The organism is Tardiphaga sp. 285_C5_N1_2, from assembly GCF_052076065.1.
GTDB classification, from domain to species: Bacteria; Pseudomonadota; Alphaproteobacteria; order Rhizobiales; family Xanthobacteraceae; genus Tardiphaga; species Tardiphaga robiniae.
Window position 1 is genome coordinate 1 of sequence record NZ_CP197241.1, and the last position, 21,867, is coordinate 21,867.

Here is a 21,867-nt window from a genome sequence, read left to right on the forward strand (position 1 = left end):
CCCACAGATTGCGCTCGCGCGTGGTGCGCCAGCGGAATTCGAAGGCGACGCCGCGAAACACCAGCCCCAGCAGCATCACGATCATCGGCGTATAGAGCGCCGGCATCAGCACCGCATAGGCCAGCGGAAACGCCGCCATCAGCCCTCCGCCGCCGAGCACCAGCCAGGTCTCGTTGCCGTCCCAGACCGGGGCGACCGAGTTCATCATGACGTCACGGTCTTCCTTCTTCGGGAAGAGTGGAAACAGCATGCCGAGGCCGAGATCGAAGCCGTCCATCACGACATAGACGAACACGGCAAAGGCGATGATGAAGGCCCAGACGACCGCTATATCGATCATGACGCGTGCCCCGATGCGGTTGCACCCACGGCCGGGGTAATGCCCGCCGCACGACTCGGCACGTTGCCGGCCGGGCCTTGCTCATCATGATGCGGTGGCGCGGCCATGAGCCGGAGCAGATAGATCGTGCCCGCGGCGAAGACCAGGAAATAGACGATGGCGAAGGCGATCAGCGACGACGCAACGGCTGGCGCCGCCAGCGGCGAGACCGAATCGCTGGTCCGCAGCAGGCCGAACACCGTAAACGGTTGCCGCCCGGTTTCGGTTGTCACCCAGCCGGCCAGCACGGCGATGAATCCGGCCGGTCCCATCGCCAGCGCAAAGCTGTGAAGCAAACGCGACTCATAGAACTTGCCGCGGAAGCGCATGAAGAGGCTCAGCAGTCCCAGCCCCAGCATCAGGAATCCGATGCCGACCATGATGCGGAACGACCAGAAGGTCACCGGCACCGGCGGCCAGTTTTCGCGCGGAACAGTATCGAGCCCGGCCATCGGCGCATTGAGGTCGTGCTTCAGGATCAGCGATCCGAGCTTGGGGATCTCGATGGCGTAGTTCACTTTGCCTTCGGCCTGGCTCGGGATGCCGAACAGGATTAGCGGTGCGCCATGGGGATGGCTTTCGAAATGGCCTTCCATGGCCATGATCTTGGTTGGCTGGTGCTCGAGCGTGTTGAGGCCGTGCTGATCGCCGGCAAGAATCTGCAGCGGCGCGACCAGCGTGGCCATCCACATCGCCATGGAGAACATCACGCGCGGGCCGGGCAGGCGCGTATCCTTGAGGAGATGCCAGGCGCCGACAGCGCCCACCACGAAAGCCGTGGTGAGATAGGCTGCCAGCACCATATGCACGAGACGATAGGGGAAGGACGGATTGAAGATCACCTTCCACCAGTCGGCCGCAACGAACTGTCCGGCAGCGTTGATGCTGTAGCCGGCCGGCGTCTGCATCCAGGAATTCGCCGAGAGAATCCAGAACGCCGAAAACAACGTGCCGATCGCGACCATCAACGTAGCGAAGAAATGCAGCCTTGGACCGACGCGCTTGAGTCCGAACAGCATGACGCCGAGAAAACCTGCTTCGAGAAAGAAGGCGGTGAGGACTTCATAGGCCATCAGCGGGCCGATGATCGGTCCTGCCTTGTCGGAGAAGGCCGACCAGTTGGTGCCGAACTGGTAGGACATCACGATGCCCGAGACCACGCCCATGCCGAAGGCCACGGCGAAGATCTTGAGCCAGTAATTGAACAGGTTGAGGAAGACGTCGCGCCCGGTCCACAACCAGAGCGCTTCGAGCACGGCGAGATAGCTCGCTAGCCCGATGGAGAACGCGGGAAAGATGATGTGAAATGACATCGTGAACGCAAATTGCGCTCGGGCTAGTATGACAGGGTCAAAGCCTTCGAACATCTGCATCCGTCCATGTGTAGTCTGGACGTGTTCTATCATGCAGAGCGCGCGGGCGAAACTGCGCGAGGTCTTTGTTAGTTGGCCGCCCGGATTCGGCAACGTCTTGAAAAGGCTGTCCATCTGCCCACATTGGCGTTCGCCGTTGGACTCGTAGACAATTTGTCCAATTTTGTCAGATGTATTGCGCAGGTCGATGCGGAAGTTCGTGCGTCCGCCGACGATGACAAAGCCGTAGCTCCAAACAGAATACGACCCGGAAGGGGGCATCCCGTCCGGGTCGCTGGAGGTGGGGAGGTTTACGCGAACTGACGTCTGGAACGTTGGAGCAAAAGGAACGCGGCAGATTACGCTGCGATACTGTCGATGCCGGCGGTCTTCAGGAGATCGGCGAGCTGCTTGCGGGCGTAGAACATGCGGGTCTTCACCGTCGACGCGGGGATGCCGATCAGGCCGGCGACCTCTTCCACTGACTTCTCATGATAGTAGACGAGGTTGACGATCTCGCGATGCGCCGGCGACAGCTTGGCAACACAGGCCCGGAGGATGGCGCTGGTGCGGCTGCGATCAAGCGACGCCTCAGGTGTATCGGCCTGGTCGGCGATTTCCATGACATCGTCCTGGTCGATGTCTTCATATTTACGCTGGCGCAGCGCGGTCAGTGCCTTGAAGCGTGCGATCGACAACAGCCAGGTGGAGACCTGCGAGCGGCCTTCGAATTGGCTGGCGGTCCGCCACACGTCGAGGAATACCTGGCTGACCAGATCTTCCGTCGCCGACGTGTCGCGCAGCATGCGGAGAACGAAGCGATAGACCCGCACATTGTGTCGGGCATAAAGCGTGTGCATCGCTGTGCGGTCGCCGCTGGCGATATTCTCCAGCAGCATCTCATCCGAGGTGGCGCGGGCCGTAACGATACCCTGCTGACCGGCGGCATTGAGGGCGATGACGTTCTGCATGACTAACTCCCGTAAGAGACCGCGTTGCGGCTTCGTTGGGAGGATTGTTAAGGAGCCCCGGTTTCAGGGCGTCTGCTTCAAAAGCGGAAAATGGTTTCATGGAACCGGAGAATTGTTTCGTCGCAGAGCTAGGGACGAAACATTCAGAGGTGAAATGCGTGTAAATTGAATGAGATAGATTCCAAAAGGGGTGCTCAGGCCTTGTCGCCCACCGGGGAGAACAAATAGCCCCCGCCGCGAATTGTACGGATCACGGCGGGTTTCGTCGGATCGGGCTCGATCTTGCGGCGGATTCGCATGATCCGTAGGTCAACCGCCCGGTCGAAAGCCTCTGCATCGCGGGCATTGGCCAGTTCGAGCAGCCGTTCGCGCGAGAGCACGCGCTTCGGATTCGCGGCGAATACCTTGAGCAGGCCAAATTCAGAGGCTGTCAGCGGATGTTCGTTGCCCTCATCATCGCGCAGGGCCTGCGCTTCCAGATCGAGCCATTTCGTGCCGAAGCGCACGAGATGATCCTTGCTCTCCTTGGCAGGCGTTGCGTCTGTTGCTGCGCCCTTCACCGGCGTGCTTCGGCGCAAGACCGAGCGGATGCGCGCCATCAATTCGCGGAGTTCGCAGGGCTTGGCGATGTAATCGTCGGCACCGAGTTCGAGGCCGACGACACGGTCGATCGGGCTTGCGGTGGCGGTGAGCATGATCACCGGCACGTTGATGCGGCTCTTGAGGTCACGGATGATCGAGAGCCCGTCTTCCTCGGGCATGTTGAGGTCGAGCACCACGAGATCCGGCACCTTGGTCTCGATCTCGCTGCGCAGGCTCTCGCCGCCGTCGCACAGGGTCACGGCAAAGCCGTGCATCTTGAGATAGTCGCCCACCATCTCGCGGGCGGGTGCTTCGTCGTCGACGACGACGATATGCGGGCTCTGGCTCATGACAGGCCCTCACTGGTGGCTGGCAGCAGGATGGTGAAGGTGGCGCCCTGGCCGGGGCTATGTGCATTCACCTCGCCGCCATGCATGTCGATGATGCGTTTGACGATCGACAGGCCGAGGCCGGTTGAACTTTCACCACCGGTCGGCTTGGCTGAAAGCCGCTGGAAACGACCAAACAGGCGGTCGAGATCCTCCGGCGACAGGCCGGGACCTTCGTCGCTGATGCTGATGCGGACATAATCGGCATCGCCTGTGATGAGCAGCGCGATCTTGCCGCCGATCGGGCTGTATTTGATGGCGTTGCTGACGAGATTGTCGATCGCTTCGCGCATCCGGTCGGCATCGCACATGGTGAGATCGTGGTGATCCGGCGCCGAGACGGAGAGGTCCTGCTGCTTGTTCACCGCAGACGGCCGATTCGCTTCAGCGACGTCCCGGACCAGCGTCGCCAGATCGACCGGCTCACGGCGGATGGTGATATCGAAGGCGTCCGCCATGGCGTCGGAGATCAGGTGATCGACCATCGAGGTCAGTCGCTTGGTGGCGTCACGAATGTGATCGACCTGCGCGGAGATGTTTTCCTTCGGCGATCCCGCGGATATCAGCTCGGTCAGCATCTCGGTGCGGCCGAGGATCACGCCGAGTGGATTCTTCAGGTCATGGGCGACGGTACCCAGAATCTCGTTCTTGAAGCCGTTGGCGCGCTGCAGCCGCAGCCACTGCGCGGAAAGCCGGCGATTGGCCTGCATCAGGGCGCGGGTACGCTGCGCCACGCGGTCTTCCAACTGCGTATTGGCCTCGTGCAGTTGCTGGTAGAGGATCACGTTGTCGAAGGCGATCGACAATCGGCTGCCGAAGATCTCCACCAGCGAGCGGTCTGTCTCCGACAATTGCCGCTCCGCCTGCAGCAGCACGACAACCTCGCGGCCGCTGCCGGTGCGGATGTAGAGCGCCGTCCGATGGTCGGCGAAATCATGCTTGCGGCGCTTGAAGGCCTCTTCGACCATCAGGCGCAGGTCCGGGTCGAGCGACTGCGCGGTGGCGGTACCCATGAAGCGGCTGTAGCAGCCGGATCCGGCGAGGACGGCATAGTCGTCGCCGACAACGCCGCCATCGCGCAGCACCAGAATGCCGGCGCAATCCACATTCAGCAGCGAGGCAATCTGGGTCAGCACGCCTTCGGCAAGCCGCTGCATTGACTTGAAATCATAGAGCGTCGAGGCTGCGTCGATGATGATTTCGAGGCCGCGCCGCGTCTGCACCATGCGTTCGAGTTGCTGATAGCTGCGCAGTGCCGCGGTCAGCGAGGTGAACAGCTTGTCGGCGGTCAGTTCGGTCTTCGCCTTGTAATCGTTGATGTCGTAGTCGACGATGACCCGGCGCTCCGGCGCCTGACCGGGCTGGCCGGTGCGCAGGATGATACGAACGGTTTCGTTGTGCAGTTCGTTGCGGATGAACTCGACCAGTTCGAGGCCGGCCGCGTCGGTCTCCATGATGACGTCGAGCAGCACGGCCGCGATATCCGTATGCTCGCGCATCAGGGCCTGGCCTTCGGCAGCGGAATAGGCCGACAGGATTTCCAGCGACTGGCCGTTCAGGGTGTAATCGCTCAGCGCGAAGCGCGTGCCCTCATGCACGGCCTGGTCATCGTCGATGACCGCGATCTTCCATTTTCGGTTATTGGATTCTTCCGGGACATCACCGGAGTCTTCAATCAGGTAGAGGACATCGTCCTGGTCGGCCATTGCGTAGTCCCGTCAAATGATCCGGCGGCGCCAGTGGCGGCCCGCGGCATGATAATGCGAAATGTCGTGCCTTGTCCCAGTCTTGACTCCAGCATCATCCGGCCACCCAGCTGTTGGGTCACCAGATTGTACACGATGTGGAGGCCAAGGCCGGTGCCGCCTTCGTTGCGGCGCGTGGTGAAAAACGGGTCGAAAGCCTGTCGCTGGACGTCCGGGCTCATGCCGGCGCCGTTGTCAGAGAAGCTGATCTCGATGTCGTCGGTGCCGCGCGGCTTGGCGGTGATAGCGATGGCGCCCGGTTTGCCGTCCGGAAATGCGTGATTGGCCGCATTCAGGAACAGATTGGTCAGGATCTGGCCGTAGGACCCGGGATAGCCATCGATCATCAGCCCGTCCGGCACGTCGACCGTCAGTGTGATCGGAGCCTTTTTCAGGACGGGGCGCAGACTAGCGATGATCTGATCGGTGGCCTCGGAGAGGCTGAATTGCCGCCGTTCAGCGTGGGACCGATCGACGGCGACCTGTTTGAAGGACTGAATAAGCTCGCCGGCGCGATGCAGGTTGGCGACCAGTTGCTGCGCCGCATCGCGTGACGTCTTGACGAATTCTTCCAGTTGCGAGCGCCGCAGCGGGGCATTGGAGCGCAGCTCGGCCTCGAACATTTCCGAGCGCCGCGCGAAGCTCGATGCCACCGTAAGGCTGATGCCGATCGGATTATTGACCTCATGGGCCACGCCGGCGACCAGACCGCCAAGTGCGGCCAGCCGTTCGGCGTCGATCAAATTCTGCTGTGCGGCATTTAGTTCGAGCAAGGCGCTTTCGGCCTTCTCCTTCGACGCGCGCAGCTCGTTCTCGGCTTCGCGCTTGGCGACGGCGTTCTCACGGAACACTTCGACCGCGCGAGCCATGGCGCCAACCTCGTCCTTGGCGGCCGTGCCCTGGACCTTGCGATCATAGTCGCCCGAGGTGATCGCACGCATCGACGCCATGATCTGCTGCAGCGGCAGGCGGATGCTCAGCGCGATAATGATGCCTGCGGTGATGATCAGCCCGAGGAATGCCGCTGCGATGACCATGACATTGCGGGAGATCGCCGTCAGAGTGCGGTCGAAAGTGGCCTGCGCGGACTGCTCGCGCTGCCGCATCTTGACGGACAGGCCATCGATCGCAGCAATCGTGTCGGCCTGGCTGGCATCGATCGAATTGCGCAGCAGGTCCGTGCGGCTGGAGAGTTGTTCGGACAGTTTTGCGAGCCCCTGGCGGAGGGCAACTGAGCGTCCCTTGAGCCGCTGCAACGCAATACGCTGCAGATCATTGTCGGCGAGGTCGGTCATGACCGGGATAGTACGCTCGATCGTCTCGGTGTTGCGGCGTGCATCTTCGGCCGAGGCGGATGCCAGCGACAGATAATAGGCGTTGGCGGCGACCAGCATCGCGGTGAATGCCTCACGCGACTTGCCGAGTGCCGGCCAGATCAGCGCGTCGCGCTGGCCGGTGGCGCCCTCGATGATGGAGTACAGTCCCGCCATGTCCTTGGCAGGCCCAAGCACCTGTTCTTCGTAGGTCTTGGCAATGGTGGTTTGAAGCGTCCGCAATTCACCGAAGCCGCTAAGGAAGCGCTCGGTGACGCGTTCCAGCTCGGCGACCGAGCCGGACAGCATGGGGTCGGTCGAGGCACGGGTATTCAGTGTTCCAAGCACAGCCTCGCGGAGCAGCAGGATTTCGGCGAACAGTTCGGGGCTGGGCTGATTGATATAGCGATGGATCAGGTTCTGCAGCCGGCCGGTCTCGCTCTCGAGCAGGGCCAGAACCTGATCGGACTGCCGGACCTGGCGCACATCGTCCCAGGCGGAGGACAGCACCCGCGAGCCGCTCCAGATCAATCCCGCCAGGACGAGGACGACCGCCGAGTTCAGGGCTGCGATGGACAAAATGCGCCAGCGGATCGGAATCGCACGGACAGCCGCGACGAGGCCGGTCCGGCCTCGCGCCGCCAGCTCGTCCTGTCCTTCAGAAACTCCGTTGTGCGGGCTCGTCACCACAGGTGTGTCATTCGGCCTTGCGAAAGGTTCAATCGGTGAGACAGCCGTGCGTCGCAACCCGGCAATTCGTTTTTTCTAGTCTGAAAGAGTTTCGTTGAGGTTGCGAGACAGTTCAATGTAGCAAATACAGGCGGTGCTGGCTATTAACCTGCAACAACTGGTTGAACTGGCGCAGTCCCGATTGAACCGAACGCCGCGAAGTCGCAACAGAGTGCTGCGGCTGATCGTGTCCGGTGAACGCCACCGTGCGGGGCAATTTCGATCAAAACTATAATGGAATCATTATTTTATTGGGCGGCGGAAGCTTTGGCCTCCCAACAAGAATGATAGCACAGCAGGCCGGCAGCCGACGGCGTTGTAAGGGCAGAATGAAATGAAGTTGAAGGCGGCGCTCGGATATCTCGCGCTCGTGATGACAGTCAGCCAGACGGCGACGCCCGCACGCGCCACCGACATTCAGTGGTGGCACGCGATGTCCGGAGAACTCGGCCGGCACGTCGAAAAGCTGGCCGCGGATTTCAACGCCACACAGACGGGCTATCGCATCGTTCCGGTCTACAAGGGCAACTATACCGAGACCGTCACGGCGGCGATCTTTGCCTTCCGGTCCCGGAGCCAGCCGGCCATCGTCCAGGTCAATGAAATCGCGACGGCCACCATGATGGCAGCGAAAGGGGCGACCTATCCAGTCTATGAGCTGATGCGCGATCAGGCGGAGGCGTTCAATCCGTCAGCCTATCTGCCAGCCATTACGGGTTACTACACCGACATGGCCGGCAACATGCTGTCCTTCCCGTTCAATGCGTCGACGCCGATCCTTTACTACAACAAGGATCTGTTCCGTGCTGCCGGGCTCAATCCGGACGAGCCGCCGCGGACCTGGCCGGAGCTCGGCGCCGCTGCCAGGCGATTGCGGACGGCAGGCGCGGTTTGCGGCTTCACGACGGCTTGGCCGTCATGGATCAATGTCGAGAACTTCTCGGCATTCCACAACATTCCGGTGGCCACCAAGTCCAACGGCCTTGGCGGGTTGGATGCCGTGCTCACCTTCAACAATCCGCTGATGGTGAGGCATATTACGCAACTTGCCGAATGGCAGAAGACCAAGGTCTTCGACTATAGCGGCCGCGCGACAGCGGCTGAGCCACGCTTTCAGAAGAGCGAATGCGGGATTTTTCTGGGCTCGTCAGGCACCCGCGCCGACATTCTCGCCAATGCGAAATTCGAGGTCGGCTATGGCATGATGCCGTACTGGCCGGATGTCACGGCCGCGCCGCAGAATTCGATCATCGGCGGCGCAACACTCTGGGTACTGCGCGATCGCCCGCGCGAAGAATATAAGGGCATCGCGAAGTTCTTTGCGTTTCTTTCGCAGCCCGAAGTGCAGGCGACCTGGCATCAGAAGACGGGTTACCTGCCGATCACGCGCGCCGCCTATGAGCTCACGCGCCAGCAGGGCTTCTACGACCGCAATCCCGGCACCGTGAAATCCATCGAACAGATCACGCTCAAGGCGCCGACGGAAAATTCGAAGGGATTGCGCCTCGGCTCGTTCACGCTGATCCGCGACGCCATCGAGGATGAGCTGGAGCAGGCCTTCAGCGGCAAGAAGCCCGCGCAGGAGGCCCTCGACGCTGCCGCAGAGCGCGGTAACAAATTGCTGCGCCAGTTCGAGCGCGCCAATCCCGTGCAGTGATATCTGACCGGTCGCGGCGCATCATGATCTTCGTTAGTCGCTAACGAAGATCATATCTCAATGGAACATTGAACGCCTCCGTACCGCCGGTCTTCTCCGGCGGAAATGCCGGGAATGGCTGCGCGCGACGAACCATGGCGAGCGTTTCGGCATCGAGCGCTTGATTTCCCGACGATCCCAGGAGGCGAGAAGACAGCACGCGACCGCTGCGATCGAGTGTAAAGGCGATTCTGACGACTGCTGTGCCTGACTGACCGGTGCGTGCACTTTGGGGAAATTGCTTGAAGCGCTGCAAGTGTGATTGAACGAGCTGATTGTAAGACGCTGACGCTGCCCTCGAGGCACCGGCGGCGGCCGCTGATGCTGCAGGCGCGATGCGTTCTGCGCGCGGTGCTGCAGTGGTCTGCGGCGCTGCCGGCGTATCGTTCGGCTTCTTCTTGACCTCGGCGCGTATCGGCTTCGGCTTGGGCTTTTCCGGCACCGGCTTTGGCGGATCGGGAATGATCTTGGCGGGCTCGGGCGGGGGAGGCGTCGGCTCGGTCTTCTGCTCGGGCGGCGCTTCGACGACCGGCTTCTCCATCAGCGGCGTCGGCGGAATCTGTTCTTCCACCTGCTTCTGCTGAACCGGTTCGGGCGGTGGCTCGGACGGCGCTTCCGCTTTCTGCATCTCGGGGCCGGGCGCGATATCCAGTGGTTGCGTTTCAGGCGCGGCGGTGGCCGGCGCCATGTCGATCATGATGGTCGGCATCGTAACGCCCGGCGGGGTCGGTTGATGGTACCACCAGATGCCTGCGGCGATCAGGCCGGCATGGATCGCGACGATAGCGATCGCCGACCCGGTCCAGCGAAGACCGACGCTGTCGGTCGGCGCATGTAGCGCAAAGACGTTCATGGCGCAGAGGTTCGTCCGTCGAGGCCGACCAGCGCGATCTTGAGATAGCCTGCATTGCGCAGCAGGTTCATCACTTCCATCAGATCGCCATAGCTCACGACCTTGTCCGCGCGCAGGAAGATGCGCTCGTCCTTGTTGTTCTTGGTCGCAGCATCCAGCGTGCCGCTCAGCGTATCGCGCGGGATGATGTCTTCGCCGACGGCGATCGTCAGGTCAGGTTTGACGGTGACGAAGACCGGCTTGTCGGGACGCGGCTGTGGTTCGACGGCGCTTGCCGGCAGGTCGACACCGAGATCGACCGTCGCCAGCGGCGCTGCCACCATGAAGATGATCAGCAGAACCAGCATCACGTCGATGAAGGGCGTCACATTGATTTCGTGGTTGACTTCGAGGTCGTCACCGCCACCTGAGCGTCCACCTAATCTTGCAGCCATGATCTATTCCGCCGCCCGCGAGATCGGCATTCCGCGACGGCCGTGATCGCGGCTCATCAGCAGCATGACCTGTGCGGAGGCATCGCCGAGCAGCGCACGGTAAGTCGTGATGTTGCGAACGAGCTGGTTATAGATCACCACGGCCGGAATGGCTGCGACAAGACCGAGTGCTGTCGCGAGCAAGGCTTCGGCGATGCCCGGCGCGACGACGGCGAGGTTGGTGGTCTTGGTTTCCGAAATACCGATGAAGGCGTTCATGATGCCCCAGACGGTTCCGAACAGGCCGACAAAGGGCGCAGTCGCACCGATCGTTGCGACCACGCCGATGCCGCGGGAGATCCGGCGCGACATCGCCTGTTCGACGCGCTCAAGGCGGAGCGCAATGCGCTCCTTGAAGCCGTCATCAAACAGTCCATGGGAGAGGGCAGTCTCGCGCACTGCCGAATGAATGAGCTGGGCCACGGGATCGCGGGCGTTGGCGCTGTCGCGCTCGACCTGGGCTAGCGTCGTGTCGCTTTCCAGTATGTCGAGCCGCCGTTTGGCAGACCGTGTTTCGCGGTTGAGTTCGATGGTCTTTGCGAGCCAGACCGTCCAGGTCACCAGCGAGGCGATGGCAAGCCCGATCATCACGGCCTTCACCACGATGTCGGCGTTCATGAACATGCCCCATGGGGACAGATTATGCGGAAGCAACGCTTCCGTGGTCGCAGCGACAGCAAACTGCGGAACCGCCGCCGTTCCGCCAACCGCCAGGAATACAGTTGCGATGGGAGACCAGGATCTTGTCATAGGGGCTGCATTCCGTCGGTCGAAGTTTGCAATGGGAGATAATGGCGAAGAATACCTTCGCGTGTGAACGATGTCGCCCTCTGGAGGCCGAGTTGAGGCCCAAACTGGAGCGATTCCAAGGTCATTGGGCTCAAAATCTCATACTCGTGAAGAGCCGCACGCCGCGTCCAGGCTGCAACACCTCCGCCTTCTTGAAGGAGATGTGGTTGCGGACCTGCTCGTCGAGCAGATTGTCTCCGGTGACGCCGAAGGTGATGTCGCGCAGGCCGCCGTCGACCTTCGCGAATGTGTGGGTATAGCTCACCTCAGCCTTCAGCAGATTGTAGCCGGCCGTCGAAGTTTCATTGAGCGCAATGTCGTTCTGCGTGAATGCATGCAGGACGCCCAAACGGGCATACCATTCGGCGCTGCGCCACCAGACGCCGCCGCCGACACGCATCGGTGCGATGCGCGGAACATTGCTGCCATCGGCAAAGGTCGCGCGGACCACGTCGAACTGGGTGTCGATCCCGAGCATGCCGTCGCTGAGCGGCGTCACATCGAGTTGTGCCATCAACTCGGCGCCGCGGAAGTTCGCATCTCGCTGACCGTAGGCCACTTGCAGCAGTGGGCCGGTCGCGCCGCAGCTTGCGAAAGTGTCGGTGCAGAAGTTGCCGGTCACCTGCTTGAAGATGAAATCGAGATAGCGCGTGTAGTAGAGACTCGCCTCGAAGCGAAGCTGGCCGCTGCTGCGTTTCAGGCCGACTTCGACCGACTCTGCGGTTTCGATTTTCAGATCCGGATTGCCGATGACGAAGGTGCCGGATGCGCCGTCGGAGCCGCGCGAATAAAGCTCAGGCGCGGCAGGCGCGCGCTGCGCACGCTGTACGCTCAGATTGGCAACCATGTCCCAGGGCAGTGATTTCAGCAGTCCGAAGCTGAAGCTCTTCGGGGTGAAATCGCGTGTCGCTGCGGTCTCGGAAAATGTGTCGGGTGGTGGCAGGAAATTGCTGGGGAAGATTGGCGCCATGCCGGAGACTGACAGGCTCTCGATACGGCCTGCGGCCTGGAATTTGAGTGTGTCCGAGAGCTGCAATTGCTCGAACACGAAGCCTGCGACCGTGTCCGTATTGGTGGGAGCGAGCAGCCCGCCGAGCAGGCCTGCAGTGCCGAGCTTGCGGTTGCTGGCCTGTACGCCCCAGCTTCCGGTCAATGCGCCGAGCGGTGTTGCGACCGCGGCGTGGTCCAGTTCGAAGCGGCCTTCGATTTCCTTGTTGGTGATGGTGTTCTGCAGGCCGTCGACGCCATTGCCGCCGATGCCGAGCTCGCCATGCTTGTAGTCGCTGACACCGAACGTATAGCGGATCGCGGCGATGCCGTCGGTGGGCGCGCGCCATTCGCCCTTGCTGGTCACCTTGGTCTGTTCGAGATCGATGCGAGTCCGCGACGCGGATTCGGCGATGCCGGGGATATGATACAGGCTGGTGATGTGCTGGATCGCGGTGCCGATATAGCCGCCATCGAAGATGTAGGAACCGCCGACCGACTGGCCTTCCGAGCGTAGCCTTGTATTGGCCTGCACGCCGCCGCCGGGAATTCTGTAATCGCCGGCGCTGCGGCCGAAGGTATCGACGTGAATGGCGACATTGTTGCCTGAGGCATCGATGCTGGCCGCGCCGTCGATACTACTATCCACCGAGGAGCCGCCGCCCTTGATGCGTGCGCTGAAATTGTCCGGCACGAGATTTTCCGGAATGCGGTTGTTGCTGGCATTGACGACGCCACCGATGGCCTGATTGCCATAGCGCAGCGTTGCGGGACCGCGGATCACCTCGATCTTGTCGGCGGAGAGCGGATCGACCGGGACCTGATGATCCTGGCTGAAATCTGAAGCGTCCTGGCTGCCGATGCCGTTCTCCTGAATGCGAACACGATAGTCATCGAGGCCGCGGATATTCGGCCTGCTCGCGCCCGGCGCAAAGGTCGATGCCGCAACGCCCGGCTGGGTTGCCAGTAAGTCGGCGATGGAGGCCGAGGTAGTGCGTTGGAGGGCGTCGCCGGTCAGCAGGGTGGTGGACTGGAAGGCGTCCGCTTCTTTCTGCCGCTCGGCACTGACCACGATTTCCGACAGCGTTTGTCCCTCCTGGGCCTTCGCCTCTCCAATCCAGATTGATGAGAGGCACGCTGCCCCCGTGATTGACGCCCACAACCTCAAACTCACGCCATTCCCCAAGGTTCTTGATCTGATGCAAATGCTAATGCGAACTATTCGCAATAAGAAGCGGGAGCCGATATATGTCAAGCCAGAAACAGGCGACCAATGACCGAGCACGGCTGCACGGCAGTCTAAATTATGTGCATATCAATATCTTTGTATGCAATTAAGTCGGATCTCTGGCTACGTCGGCCGCCGGGCTCGTTGCGTAAATGCAAGATTTATCAGTCCCCTAGACGGTCATTAGGGGTTCGTTAAGCTCTGGCACGAAGTTTGCGATGTCTGTTCCCAAGCCGATCCACTCGCGCCCTTGGGGAGAGCCAGAATGAAGCGTCGTGATTTTCTGAAAACCGCCACAGGCGCCGCCGCTGGCGCCATGGTCTCCGGTCCGGCGATCTTCTCGCCCGCCAAGGCAGATGCCCGATCTGAAACCTTGCTGATCGTCTCCGAAAGCGGCCCCAACAATCTCGACATTCACGGCGTCGGCACCAACGTGCCCGGCTATGAAGTGTCCTGGAATTGCTACGACCGCCTGATCGGCCACGAGATGAAGGCCGGCCCCGGCGGCGTGCCCTATTACGACCGCGACAAGTTCAAGCCCGAACTCGCGGAGGACATGACCATCAGCGACATGTCGGCGACCTTCAAGCTGCGCAAGAACGCGAAGTTTCACGACGGCACGCCGGTGACGGCGAAGGACGTCAAGTGGTCGCTGGATCGTTCGGTCAGCGTCGGCGGTTTTCCGACCTTCCAGATGAGCGCCGGATCGCTGAAGAAGCCCGAGCAGTTCGTCATTGTCGACGATCACACCGTGCGCGTCGATTTCGCCACCAAGGATCGCCTGACGATTCCGGATCTCGCGGTGATCGTGCCCTGCGTGATCAATTCCGAACTGGTGAAGAAGAACGCCACCGAGAAGGATCCGTGGGGTCTCGAATATACCAAGATGCAGACCGCCGGCGGCGGCGCCTACAAGGTGACCAAGTGGACCGCGGGCACGGACGTCATCCTCGAGCGCAATGATGATTGGGTCTCCGGCCCGATGCCGAAGATCAAGCGCGTGATCTGGCGCATGGTGCCGCAGGCCGGCAACCGGCGTGCGCTGCTCGAGCGCGGCGATGCCGATATGTCCTATGAACTGCCTTACAAGGATTTCCAGGAGATCAAGGCCAACGGCAAGCTCGACGTGGTGTCGCTGCCGTTCAGCAACGGCATCCAGTATATCGGCATGAATGTCACCAAGCCGCCCTTCGACAATCCGAAGGTGCGTCAGGCCGTGGCCTATGCGCTGCCCTATCAGAAGATCGTCGATGCCGTATTGTTCGGTCTCGCCAATCCGATGTACGGCGCATCAGCCGACAAGCCGACCGAAGTCGCGTGGCCGCAACCGCATAAATACAATACCGACATGGCCAAGGCGAAGGCGCTGCTGGCCGAGGCCGGCTATCCCAACGGCTTCGAGACCACGATCTCATTCGATCTCGGCTTCGCCGTCGTCAACGAGCCGCTGTGTGTGCTGGTGCAGGAGAGCCTCGGCCAGATCGGCATCAAGACGACCATCAACAAAATCCCTGGCGCCAATTGGCGCACTGAGCTCAACAAGAAGGAGATGCCGCTCTATACCAACGTGTTCTCCGGTTGGCTCGATTACCCCGAATACTTCTTCTACTGGTGCTATCACGGGGACAATTCGGTGTTTAACACCATGAGCTACAAGTCGCCCGAGATGGATAAGCGCATCAACGGTGCACGCACCGCCGCCGCAACCGGCGACAAGGCAGCCTATGATGCGGACGTGAAAGGCTTCGTCGATCTCGCTTTCACTGATGTGCCGCGAATCCCGCTGTATCAGCCCTATGTCAACGTGGCGATGCAGAAGAACATTTCCGGCTACCAGTACTGGTTCCACCGTCGACTCGACTATCGCGCGCTCGTGAAGGCGTGATGTGTCATGCTCAGCCTGATCGGCAAACGATTGATGTTCGCGATCCCGAGCTTGATCGGGGTCGTCATCGTCACATTCCTGTTGACGCGCGCGCTGCCCGGCGATCCCGCGGCCTATTTCGCAGGACCGTCAGCGGACAAGCAGGCCATTGAGGAAATCCGCAAGAAGCTCGGTCTCGACAAGCCGCTGATCGAGCAATTCTTTCGCTACACCGCCGATCTGGCCAAAGGCGATTTCGGCAACTCGCTGACGACCGGCCAGCCGGTGGCGACGGAGCTTCGCAATCGCTTGCCGGCGTCAGCCGAACTGACGCTGCTCGGTCTGCTCGTTTCGATCATGATCGCCATTCCGCTTGGCATTCTCGCCGCCACCCGGCCGGGTTCATGGATCGATCATCTCTGCCGGGTGACGACGACGGCCGGCGTGTCGCTGCCGGTGTTCTTCACCGGCCTGGTGCTGGTCTATGTCTTCTATTTCAGGCTGGGCTGGTCGCCGGCGCCGCTCGGACGACTGGATGTTTTCGCATCGACGCCGCCCAACGTGACCGGCTTCTATCTGATCGACAGTCTCATCGCCCGTGACTGGGAAGCCTTCAGGTCCGCCTTCAACCAATTGATCCTGCCGACGGCGACGCTGGCGATCTTCTCGCTGGCGCCGATCGCGCGCATGACGCGCGCGTCGATGCTGGCGATCCTGTCATCGGACTTCGTGCGAACGGCCCGCGCAAGCGGTCTGTCGCCACGCGCCGTGATCGTCACTTACGCCTTCCGCAACGCCATGCTGCCGGTGATCACAACGCTGTCGATGACCTTCTCTTTTCTGCTCGGCGCCAATGTGCTGGTCGAGAAGGTCTTCGCCTGGCCGGGCATCGGCTCCTACGCCGTCGAAGCGCTGATCTCGTCGGATTTCGCGCCGGTGCAGGGCTTCGTGCTGACGATGGCCGTCATGTATGTGCTGATCAATCTGATCATCGACATTCTTTACGGCGTGATCGATCCGCGCGTGCGGCTGGAAGGGTGAGGTGTAAACCATGAACGCTGTCACGCCTGTCGATTCCGAAGCCGTTCCCGCGCCGAAACCTGAGCCCGCAAAGCGTACGTCCGGCTTTGCCGCGACGCTGTCGCACACCCGCTACATCCTGGGCGAGAACCGCGTCACGGCCTTTGCTTTCGGCTTGCTGGTGCTGATCGTGTTTGCAGCGCTGTTCGGTCCCTATATCGTGCCTTACGATCCGCTCGCCAGCGACACGGCGCAGGCGCTGAAGGCGCCGTCCGCGGCGCACTGGTTCGGGACCGATCAGCTCGGGCGTGACATTTTCAGCCGCGTCATTGTCGCGACCCGGCTCGATTTCTTCATCGCTATCGCCTCGGTCATCCTGGTGTTCGCCATGGGCGGCCTCGCCGGCATCGCCTCGGGCTATTTCGGCGGCTGGACCGATCGTATCGTCGGCCGCATTGCCGATACGATCATGGCCTTTCCGCTGTTCGTGCTGGCCATGGGTATCGTCGCTGCGCTGGGCAACACCGTGCAGAACATCATCATCGCCACCGCCATCGTGAACTTCCCGCTTTATGCGCGTGTCGCTCGCGCAGAGGCCAATGTCCGCCGCGAGGCCGGCTTTGTGCAGGCGGCCCGATTGTCGGGCAATAGCGAGATGCGCATCCTGCTGGTGCATATCCTGCCCAACATCATGCCGATCATGATCGTGCAGATGTCGCTCACCATGGGCTATGCGATCCTCAATGCCGCGGGGCTCTCTTTCATCGGTCTTGGTGTCCGCCCGCCGACCGCGGAATGGGGCATCATGGTCGCCGAAGGCGCGTCCTTCATGGTGTCCGGCGAATGGTGGATCGCACTATTTCCCGGTCTCGCGCTGATGATCGCGGTGTTCTGCTTCAACCTGCTGGGCGATGGTCTGCGCGACATCGTCGATCCGCAGCGACGCACCTGAGGGCCCGGACATGACCGCTCAACCGCTTCTCGACGTCAGCGATCTCACGGTCGAATTCGCCACACGGCGCGGCATCGTCAAGGCCGTGCAGCACGTCAATATTTCTGTGGCCAAGGGCGAGACGCTGGGCATCGTCGGCGAGTCCGGCTCGGGCAAGTCGGTGACGTCCTATGCGGTGATGCGCATTCTCGACCGCGCCGGCAAGATCGCCGAAGGCTCGGTGATGTTCTCCGGCGTCGACGTGAAGGCGGCGACCGAAAACCAGATGCGCGATCTGCGCGGCCGCGAAATCTCGATGATCTTTCAGAATCCGCGGGCGGCGCTCAACCCAATTCGCAAGGTCGGCGATCAGATCGAGGACGTGTTGCGCCAGCATGCGCAGGCCGGCAGCGCCGATCGTGCCGAGAGAGCCATCGAGGCGCTCGAGCAAGTCAAGATCGCACGCCCGCGCGAGCGTTATCACGCCTATCCGTTCGAACTCTCCGGCGGCATGTGCCAGCGCGTGGTCATCGCATTGGCGCTGGCCTGTAATCCGCAGCTCCTGATCGCTGACGAGCCGACCACCGGCCTCGACGTCACGACGCAGAAGGCGGTAATGGATCTGGTCGTCGAGCTCACCAAGAGCCGCGGCATGTCGACGATCCTGATCACCCATGATCTCGGTCTTGCCGCTGCCTATTGCGACCGTGTCGTGGTGATGGAAAAGGGCAGGGTGGTCGAGACGGCGCTGTCGGCCGATATCTTCGCCAATCCGAAGCACGCTTATACGAAGAAGTTGATGCAAGCGACGCCCCGGCTTGGCGTCTCGCTGCGCGATCTGCTGCCGGCCGAAGAACGCGCGGCGATGCCAGTGCAGCAGCCGATTGCTGACAGTGTCAGCGCCGATACTGCCGCAAAGCCGCTGCTGGTGGTCGAAAATCTGGTCAAGGAATATGCCCGCCAGGGCGCAACCGCCTCTCTGGCAAAACTGTTCTCGCGCAAGCCGCCGACCGAGCCGGACAAGTTTCGTGCTGTCGATGGCATCAGCTTTACGGTCGGCCGTGGCGAGAGCGTCGGTCTTGTCGGCGAATCCGGTTGCGGCAAGTCGACGACGTCGATGATGGTGATGCGGCTGATCGACAAGACCTCGGGCCGCATCTCGTTCGATGGCGACGAGATCGGCGAGATTGCGCCGAACTCTTTTGCGCGGCTGCCGCTGCGCAAGAGCATCCAGATGGTGTTTCAGGATCCCACGGACAGCCTGAATCCTCGTTTCACGGCGGCGCGGGCCATCGCCGATCCGATCATGCAGCTCGGCGATATCAAGGGCTCCGATGCATTGCGTGCAAAATGCGAAGACCTCGCGCGACAGGTGGGGTTGCCGCTCGAGTTGCTTGATCGCTTTCCGCACCAGATGTCCGGCGGCCAGAAGGCGCGTGTCGGCATTGCTCGCGCCATCGCGCTGCAACCCAAGCTGATCATCCTGGATGAGCCGACGGCGGCGCTCGACGTCTCCGTCCAGGCGGTGGTGCTGAACCTGCTGCAGGATCTCAAGCAGTCGATGGGGATGAGCTATTTGTTCGTATCGCACGATTTGAATGTGGTGCGTTTGCTGTGCGATCGTGTCATCGTGATGCGCACGGGGCGGATCGTCGAACAGGGCCTGACCGAGGCCGTGCTGGATGCGCCGCAAGATGCTTATACGAAGGAGCTGCTGTCGGCGATCCCGCATCCGCCGCTGCCGGTTCACTGATACGAATGATCGAGAGAGGGACCGTGGCCGAACCGCTTGATGACTATATCGACGCTGTCGCCGGGGCGTTGGGACTGCCGATTGAAGACGCGTGGAAGCCGTCCGTCCGTGCCAATCTCGCGGTGACGCTGAAAATGGCTAAAATGGTCGACGAATTTTCGCTGCCAGATGAAACCGAACCGGCCAGCATCTATGCAGCTTGATCCTGTCATCACAGCCCAGATTTTTCAAACCAATGGCGATTGGCGCCCGGCGTCCGACATCGCACAGGCAGTCGCCGCGAAGAAAATCTCGGCGCTCGCCGTCACGGAAGCTGCGCTCGCGCGCATCGCTCAGCACAATCCGGTCCTGAACGCATTCACCGATGTCACCGCCGATCGCGCGCGCGCCACGGCGAAGGCGCTGGATGCCGCGATTGCCGCCGGTCAAAGCGCCGGCCCGCTTGCAGGCGTGCCGTTTGCGGTGAAGAACCTGTTCGATGTCACTGGCCTGCCGACCCGCGCCGGCTCCAAAATTAATCGCGATCGTCCGCCCTCGACCCGCGATGCGACGCTGGTCGAGCGCATGGAAGCCGCGGGCGCCGTCTTGGTCGGCGCGCTCAATATGGGCGAATACGCCTACGATTTTACGGGCGAGAACATTCATGACGGGCCGTCGCGGAATCCGCATGACGTGACCCGGATGACTGGCGGCTCGTCGGGCGGTTCCGGCGGCGCAGTCGGCGGCAGTCTCGTGCCGCTTGCCTTGGGTTCGGACACCAACGGCTCAATACGCGTGCCGTCGTCGTTTTGCGGTATCTTCGGCCTGAAACCGACTTACGGCCGGTTGTCGCGGGCGCGCTCATTTCCGTTTGTCGCGAGCTTCGATCATCTCGGCCCGTTCGCACGATCGGTCGAGGACCTCGCGTTGTCCTACGACGCCATGCAGGGACCCGATGCCGAGGATGCTGCCTGTTCAACCCGCGCGGTCGAGCCGGTGACGGCGCTGCTTGGACAGGATATCGGCTCTCTCCGCATCGCTGCGGCCGGCGGATACTTCCGCAAGAACCTGTTTCCGGAGGCCCAGGAAGCCGTTGCGCGTGTCACGAAGGCGCTCGGCGTCACACGCGACATCGAGCTGCCCGAGGTCGCCCGCGCGCGTTCGGCGGCCTACGTCATCTCGACCGTTGAAGGCGCCTCGCTGCATCTGGATCGCTTGCGCACACGTCCCAATGACTTCGACCCGGCGGTGCGGGACCGGTTGCTCGCGGGCGCCATGGTCCCGGCGCCCTTGGTTGATCGCGCGCAGAAATTCCGTCGCTGGTACCGCGCGAAGGTGCTCGAACTGTTCAAGGACGTCGATGTGATCATCGCGCCGGCGACGCCTTGCGTCGCGCCGAAGCTGGGGCAGGCGACTTTTGTGCTCGACGGCATCGAGCTGCCGGTGCGGGCCAATATCGGCATCCACACCCAGCCGATCTCCTTCATCGGCCTGCCCGTGGTGGCCGTGCCGGTGCCGCTCGATCCGATGCCGATCGGCGTGCAGATCATTGCGGCGCCGTGGCGGGAAGACATCGCGCTACGCGTCGCTTATGCTTTGGAGCGGGCCGGCGCGGTTGCCGCGCCGCGCGCAAAAGGGTTCTGACATGGAAATCGATCTGCCGGACGTCATCGCCGAAGTGGGCGCCGCCTTCGCACGTTATGAGAAGGCACTGACGACCAACGATACGGCGGTGCTTGGCGAATTGTTTCGCAACGATCCGCGGACGCTGCGCTATGGGATGGGTGAAAACCTCTACGGTTATGACGAGATCCAGGCATTTCGCGGTGCACGCTCGCCGGTCGGATTGATGCGCCGCACTGCGCGCACGGTGATTTCCGCCTATGGCCGCGACACTGCGGTCGCCTCGACGCTATTTTATCGCGACACGGCTCCGGGTAAGGTCGGTCGACAGATGCAGACGTGGATCCGCTTTCCAGAAGGCTGGCGAATCGTGGCGGCGTCTGTCAGCCTGATCGACGAACCGCAGGGCGCCAAGGGATGAGTTTCGACGACATGCTGATCCAGCCGGGGAAGCCGCGCCGCAAGGCGGGCATCGCCGGGTCGGTCAGCCGGGTTGACCGTGCCGGGACTATCACCGGCAAGATGACGCGCGCCGAAGAACTCCGCCTGCAACTGGCCGACGAGATCGTGCGCGGCGTGCTGCCCCCCGGTACCTCACTCGACGAAACCGATCTGGCACAGCGTTTCAATGTTTCGCGCACGCCCGTTCGTGAAGCGTTGCGTCAGCTCACGGCCAGCGGCCTTGTCGACTCGCGCGCGCATCGCGGTGCCGTCGTGGCGCAGCCGTCGATCGATCGTCTCACCGGCATGTTCGAGGCGATGGCCGAGCTCGAAGCGATATGTGCGGGTCTCGCCGCCGAACGGATGCCGGCCGTGCAACGTCACGGATTGGAGGCCATTCACGAAGAGCTGCGGGTGCTGAGCTACGACGGCAATCCGGATCGCTTCCACGAAGTGAACGAACGTTTTCACAACGCGATCTATGCGGGCTCACAGAACGAATATATCGCGGAGATCACGCTCGCGACCCGGGTGCGGGTGCAGCCGTTCCGGCGCGCCCAGTTTCGCAATCTCGGCCGTCTTGCCAAGTCGCAGGCCGAGCACGACCGCGTCGTCGTCGCCATCATGCGCGGCGATCGCAATGGCGCCGCGGCGGCGATGCGTGCCCATATCGAACTGGTACGCGGCGAATACGAGCATTACGCCGTTTCGCTCTAGGTCCAATTCCCCTGCATAAAATGGGAACCAACGCGTTCTTCGTGGGTTGTTTC

Annotated in this window: 19 protein-coding genes; 9 read left to right on the forward strand and 10 right to left on the reverse strand. The window is 61.9% G+C overall.

Translation table 11 applies throughout. The features are described 5' to 3' along the window. From AB7951_RS00005 to AB7951_RS00030, 6 genes are all read right to left on the reverse strand, one after another. The coding region (locus AB7951_RS00005) for a cytochrome d ubiquinol oxidase subunit II (RefSeq protein WP_441255637.1) at window positions 1–340 on the reverse strand (340 nt) is incomplete at its 3' end. Beyond that, on the reverse strand, window positions 337–1,746 hold the full coding sequence (locus AB7951_RS00010; protein WP_120288059.1) for a cytochrome ubiquinol oxidase subunit I: 1,410 nt from the start codon (window positions 1,744–1,746) through the stop codon (window positions 337–339). The genes AB7951_RS00005 and AB7951_RS00010, both read right to left, overlap by 4 nt. 344 nt (window positions 1,747–2,090) lie before the next feature. Continuing rightward, on the reverse strand, window positions 2,091–2,702 hold the full coding sequence (locus AB7951_RS00015) for a sigma-70 family RNA polymerase sigma factor (RefSeq protein ID WP_441255638.1): 612 nt from the start codon (window positions 2,700–2,702) through the stop codon (window positions 2,091–2,093). A 194-nt stretch (window positions 2,703–2,896) separates the two neighbouring features. Next, window positions 2,897–3,634 carry a response regulator gene (locus AB7951_RS00020; protein WP_120287495.1) on the reverse strand — a complete coding sequence of 246 codons (738 nt, stop codon included), beginning with the start codon at window positions 3,632–3,634 and terminating at the stop codon, window positions 2,897–2,899. Further along, window positions 3,631–5,379: a DUF3369 domain-containing protein gene (locus AB7951_RS00025; RefSeq protein WP_120287494.1), complete on the reverse strand. Its 1,749-nt coding sequence runs from the start codon at window positions 5,377–5,379 to the stop codon at window positions 3,631–3,633. The genes AB7951_RS00020 and AB7951_RS00025 overlap by 4 nt, the downstream gene beginning before the upstream one ends. After that, window positions 5,349–7,376 carry a sensor histidine kinase gene (locus AB7951_RS00030; protein WP_231081267.1) on the reverse strand — a complete coding sequence of 676 codons (2,028 nt, stop codon included), beginning with the start codon at window positions 7,374–7,376 and terminating at the stop codon, window positions 5,349–5,351. The genes AB7951_RS00025 and AB7951_RS00030 overlap by 31 nt, the downstream gene beginning before the upstream one ends. A 418-nt stretch (window positions 7,377–7,794) precedes the next feature. Between AB7951_RS00030 and ugpB the strand changes: the two genes are divergently transcribed. Beyond that, a complete protein-coding gene (ugpB, locus tag AB7951_RS00035) occupies window positions 7,795–9,117 on the forward strand; it encodes a sn-glycerol-3-phosphate ABC transporter substrate-binding protein UgpB (protein ID WP_120287493.1) in 1,323 nt (440 codons plus the stop codon). Window positions 9,118–9,157: 40 nt separating this feature from the next. Here ugpB and AB7951_RS00040 read toward each other — a convergent pair whose 3' ends face one another. From AB7951_RS00040 to AB7951_RS00055, 4 genes are all read right to left on the reverse strand, one after another. Beyond that, complete coding sequence (locus tag AB7951_RS00040; protein WP_120287492.1) at window positions 9,158–10,009, reverse strand: energy transducer TonB; 852 nt, start codon at window positions 10,007–10,009, stop codon at window positions 9,158–9,160. Next, window positions 10,006–10,443: a TonB system transport protein ExbD gene (gene exbD / locus AB7951_RS00045; protein WP_089263503.1), complete on the reverse strand. Its 438-nt coding sequence runs from the start codon at window positions 10,441–10,443 to the stop codon at window positions 10,006–10,008. Before exbD ends, AB7951_RS00040 begins: the two co-directional genes overlap by 4 nt. A 3-nt stretch (window positions 10,444–10,446) precedes the next feature. Beyond that, window positions 10,447–11,232 (reverse strand): tonB-system energizer ExbB, encoded by a 786-nt coding sequence (gene exbB / locus AB7951_RS00050; protein WP_120287491.1) that lies wholly within the window; start codon window positions 11,230–11,232, stop codon window positions 10,447–10,449. Window positions 11,233–11,362: 130 nt separating this feature from the next. Beyond that, window positions 11,363–13,432, reverse strand: a complete 2,070-nt coding sequence (locus AB7951_RS00055; protein ID WP_231078811.1) for a TonB-dependent receptor — start codon at window positions 13,430–13,432, stop codon at window positions 11,363–11,365. A gap of 319 nt (window positions 13,433–13,751) precedes the next feature. Between AB7951_RS00055 and AB7951_RS00060 the strand changes: the two genes are divergently transcribed. From AB7951_RS00060 to AB7951_RS00095, 8 genes are read left to right on the forward strand one after another with little or no spacing between them, the layout of a single operon-like run. After that, entirely contained in the window at window positions 13,752–15,371 is a 1,620-nt protein-coding gene (locus tag AB7951_RS00060; protein WP_120287489.1) for an ABC transporter substrate-binding protein, read from the forward strand. Window positions 15,372–15,377: 6 nt separating this feature from the next. After that, window positions 15,378–16,391: an ABC transporter permease gene (locus AB7951_RS00065; protein ID WP_120287488.1), complete on the forward strand. Its 1,014-nt coding sequence runs from the start codon at window positions 15,378–15,380 to the stop codon at window positions 16,389–16,391. Between the two features lie 10 nt (window positions 16,392–16,401). Continuing rightward, window positions 16,402–17,322 (forward strand): ABC transporter permease, encoded by a 921-nt coding sequence (locus AB7951_RS00070; protein WP_120287487.1) that lies wholly within the window; start codon window positions 16,402–16,404, stop codon window positions 17,320–17,322. Window positions 17,323–17,332: 10 nt separating this feature from the next. Then, on the forward strand, window positions 17,333–19,054 hold the full coding sequence (locus AB7951_RS00075; protein WP_120288057.1) for an ABC transporter ATP-binding protein: 1,722 nt from the start codon (window positions 17,333–17,335) through the stop codon (window positions 19,052–19,054). A gap of 23 nt (window positions 19,055–19,077) precedes the next feature. Then, window positions 19,078–19,257: an AtzG-like protein gene (locus tag AB7951_RS00080; protein ID WP_120288056.1), complete on the forward strand. Its 180-nt coding sequence runs from the start codon at window positions 19,078–19,080 to the stop codon at window positions 19,255–19,257. Next, entirely contained in the window at window positions 19,247–20,677 is a 1,431-nt protein-coding gene (locus AB7951_RS00085) for an AtzE family amidohydrolase (RefSeq protein WP_120287486.1), read from the forward strand. Before AB7951_RS00080 ends, AB7951_RS00085 begins: the two co-directional genes overlap by 11 nt. 1 nt (window position 20,678) lies before the next feature. Next, window positions 20,679–21,077: an oxalurate catabolism protein HpxZ gene (hpxZ, locus tag AB7951_RS00090; RefSeq protein WP_120287485.1), complete on the forward strand. Its 399-nt coding sequence runs from the start codon at window positions 20,679–20,681 to the stop codon at window positions 21,075–21,077. A gap of 11 nt (window positions 21,078–21,088) precedes the next feature. Continuing rightward, window positions 21,089–21,814 (forward strand): GntR family transcriptional regulator, encoded by a 726-nt coding sequence (locus tag AB7951_RS00095; RefSeq protein WP_439062691.1) that lies wholly within the window; start codon window positions 21,089–21,091, stop codon window positions 21,812–21,814. Window positions 21,815–21,867: the final 53 nt, after the last annotated feature.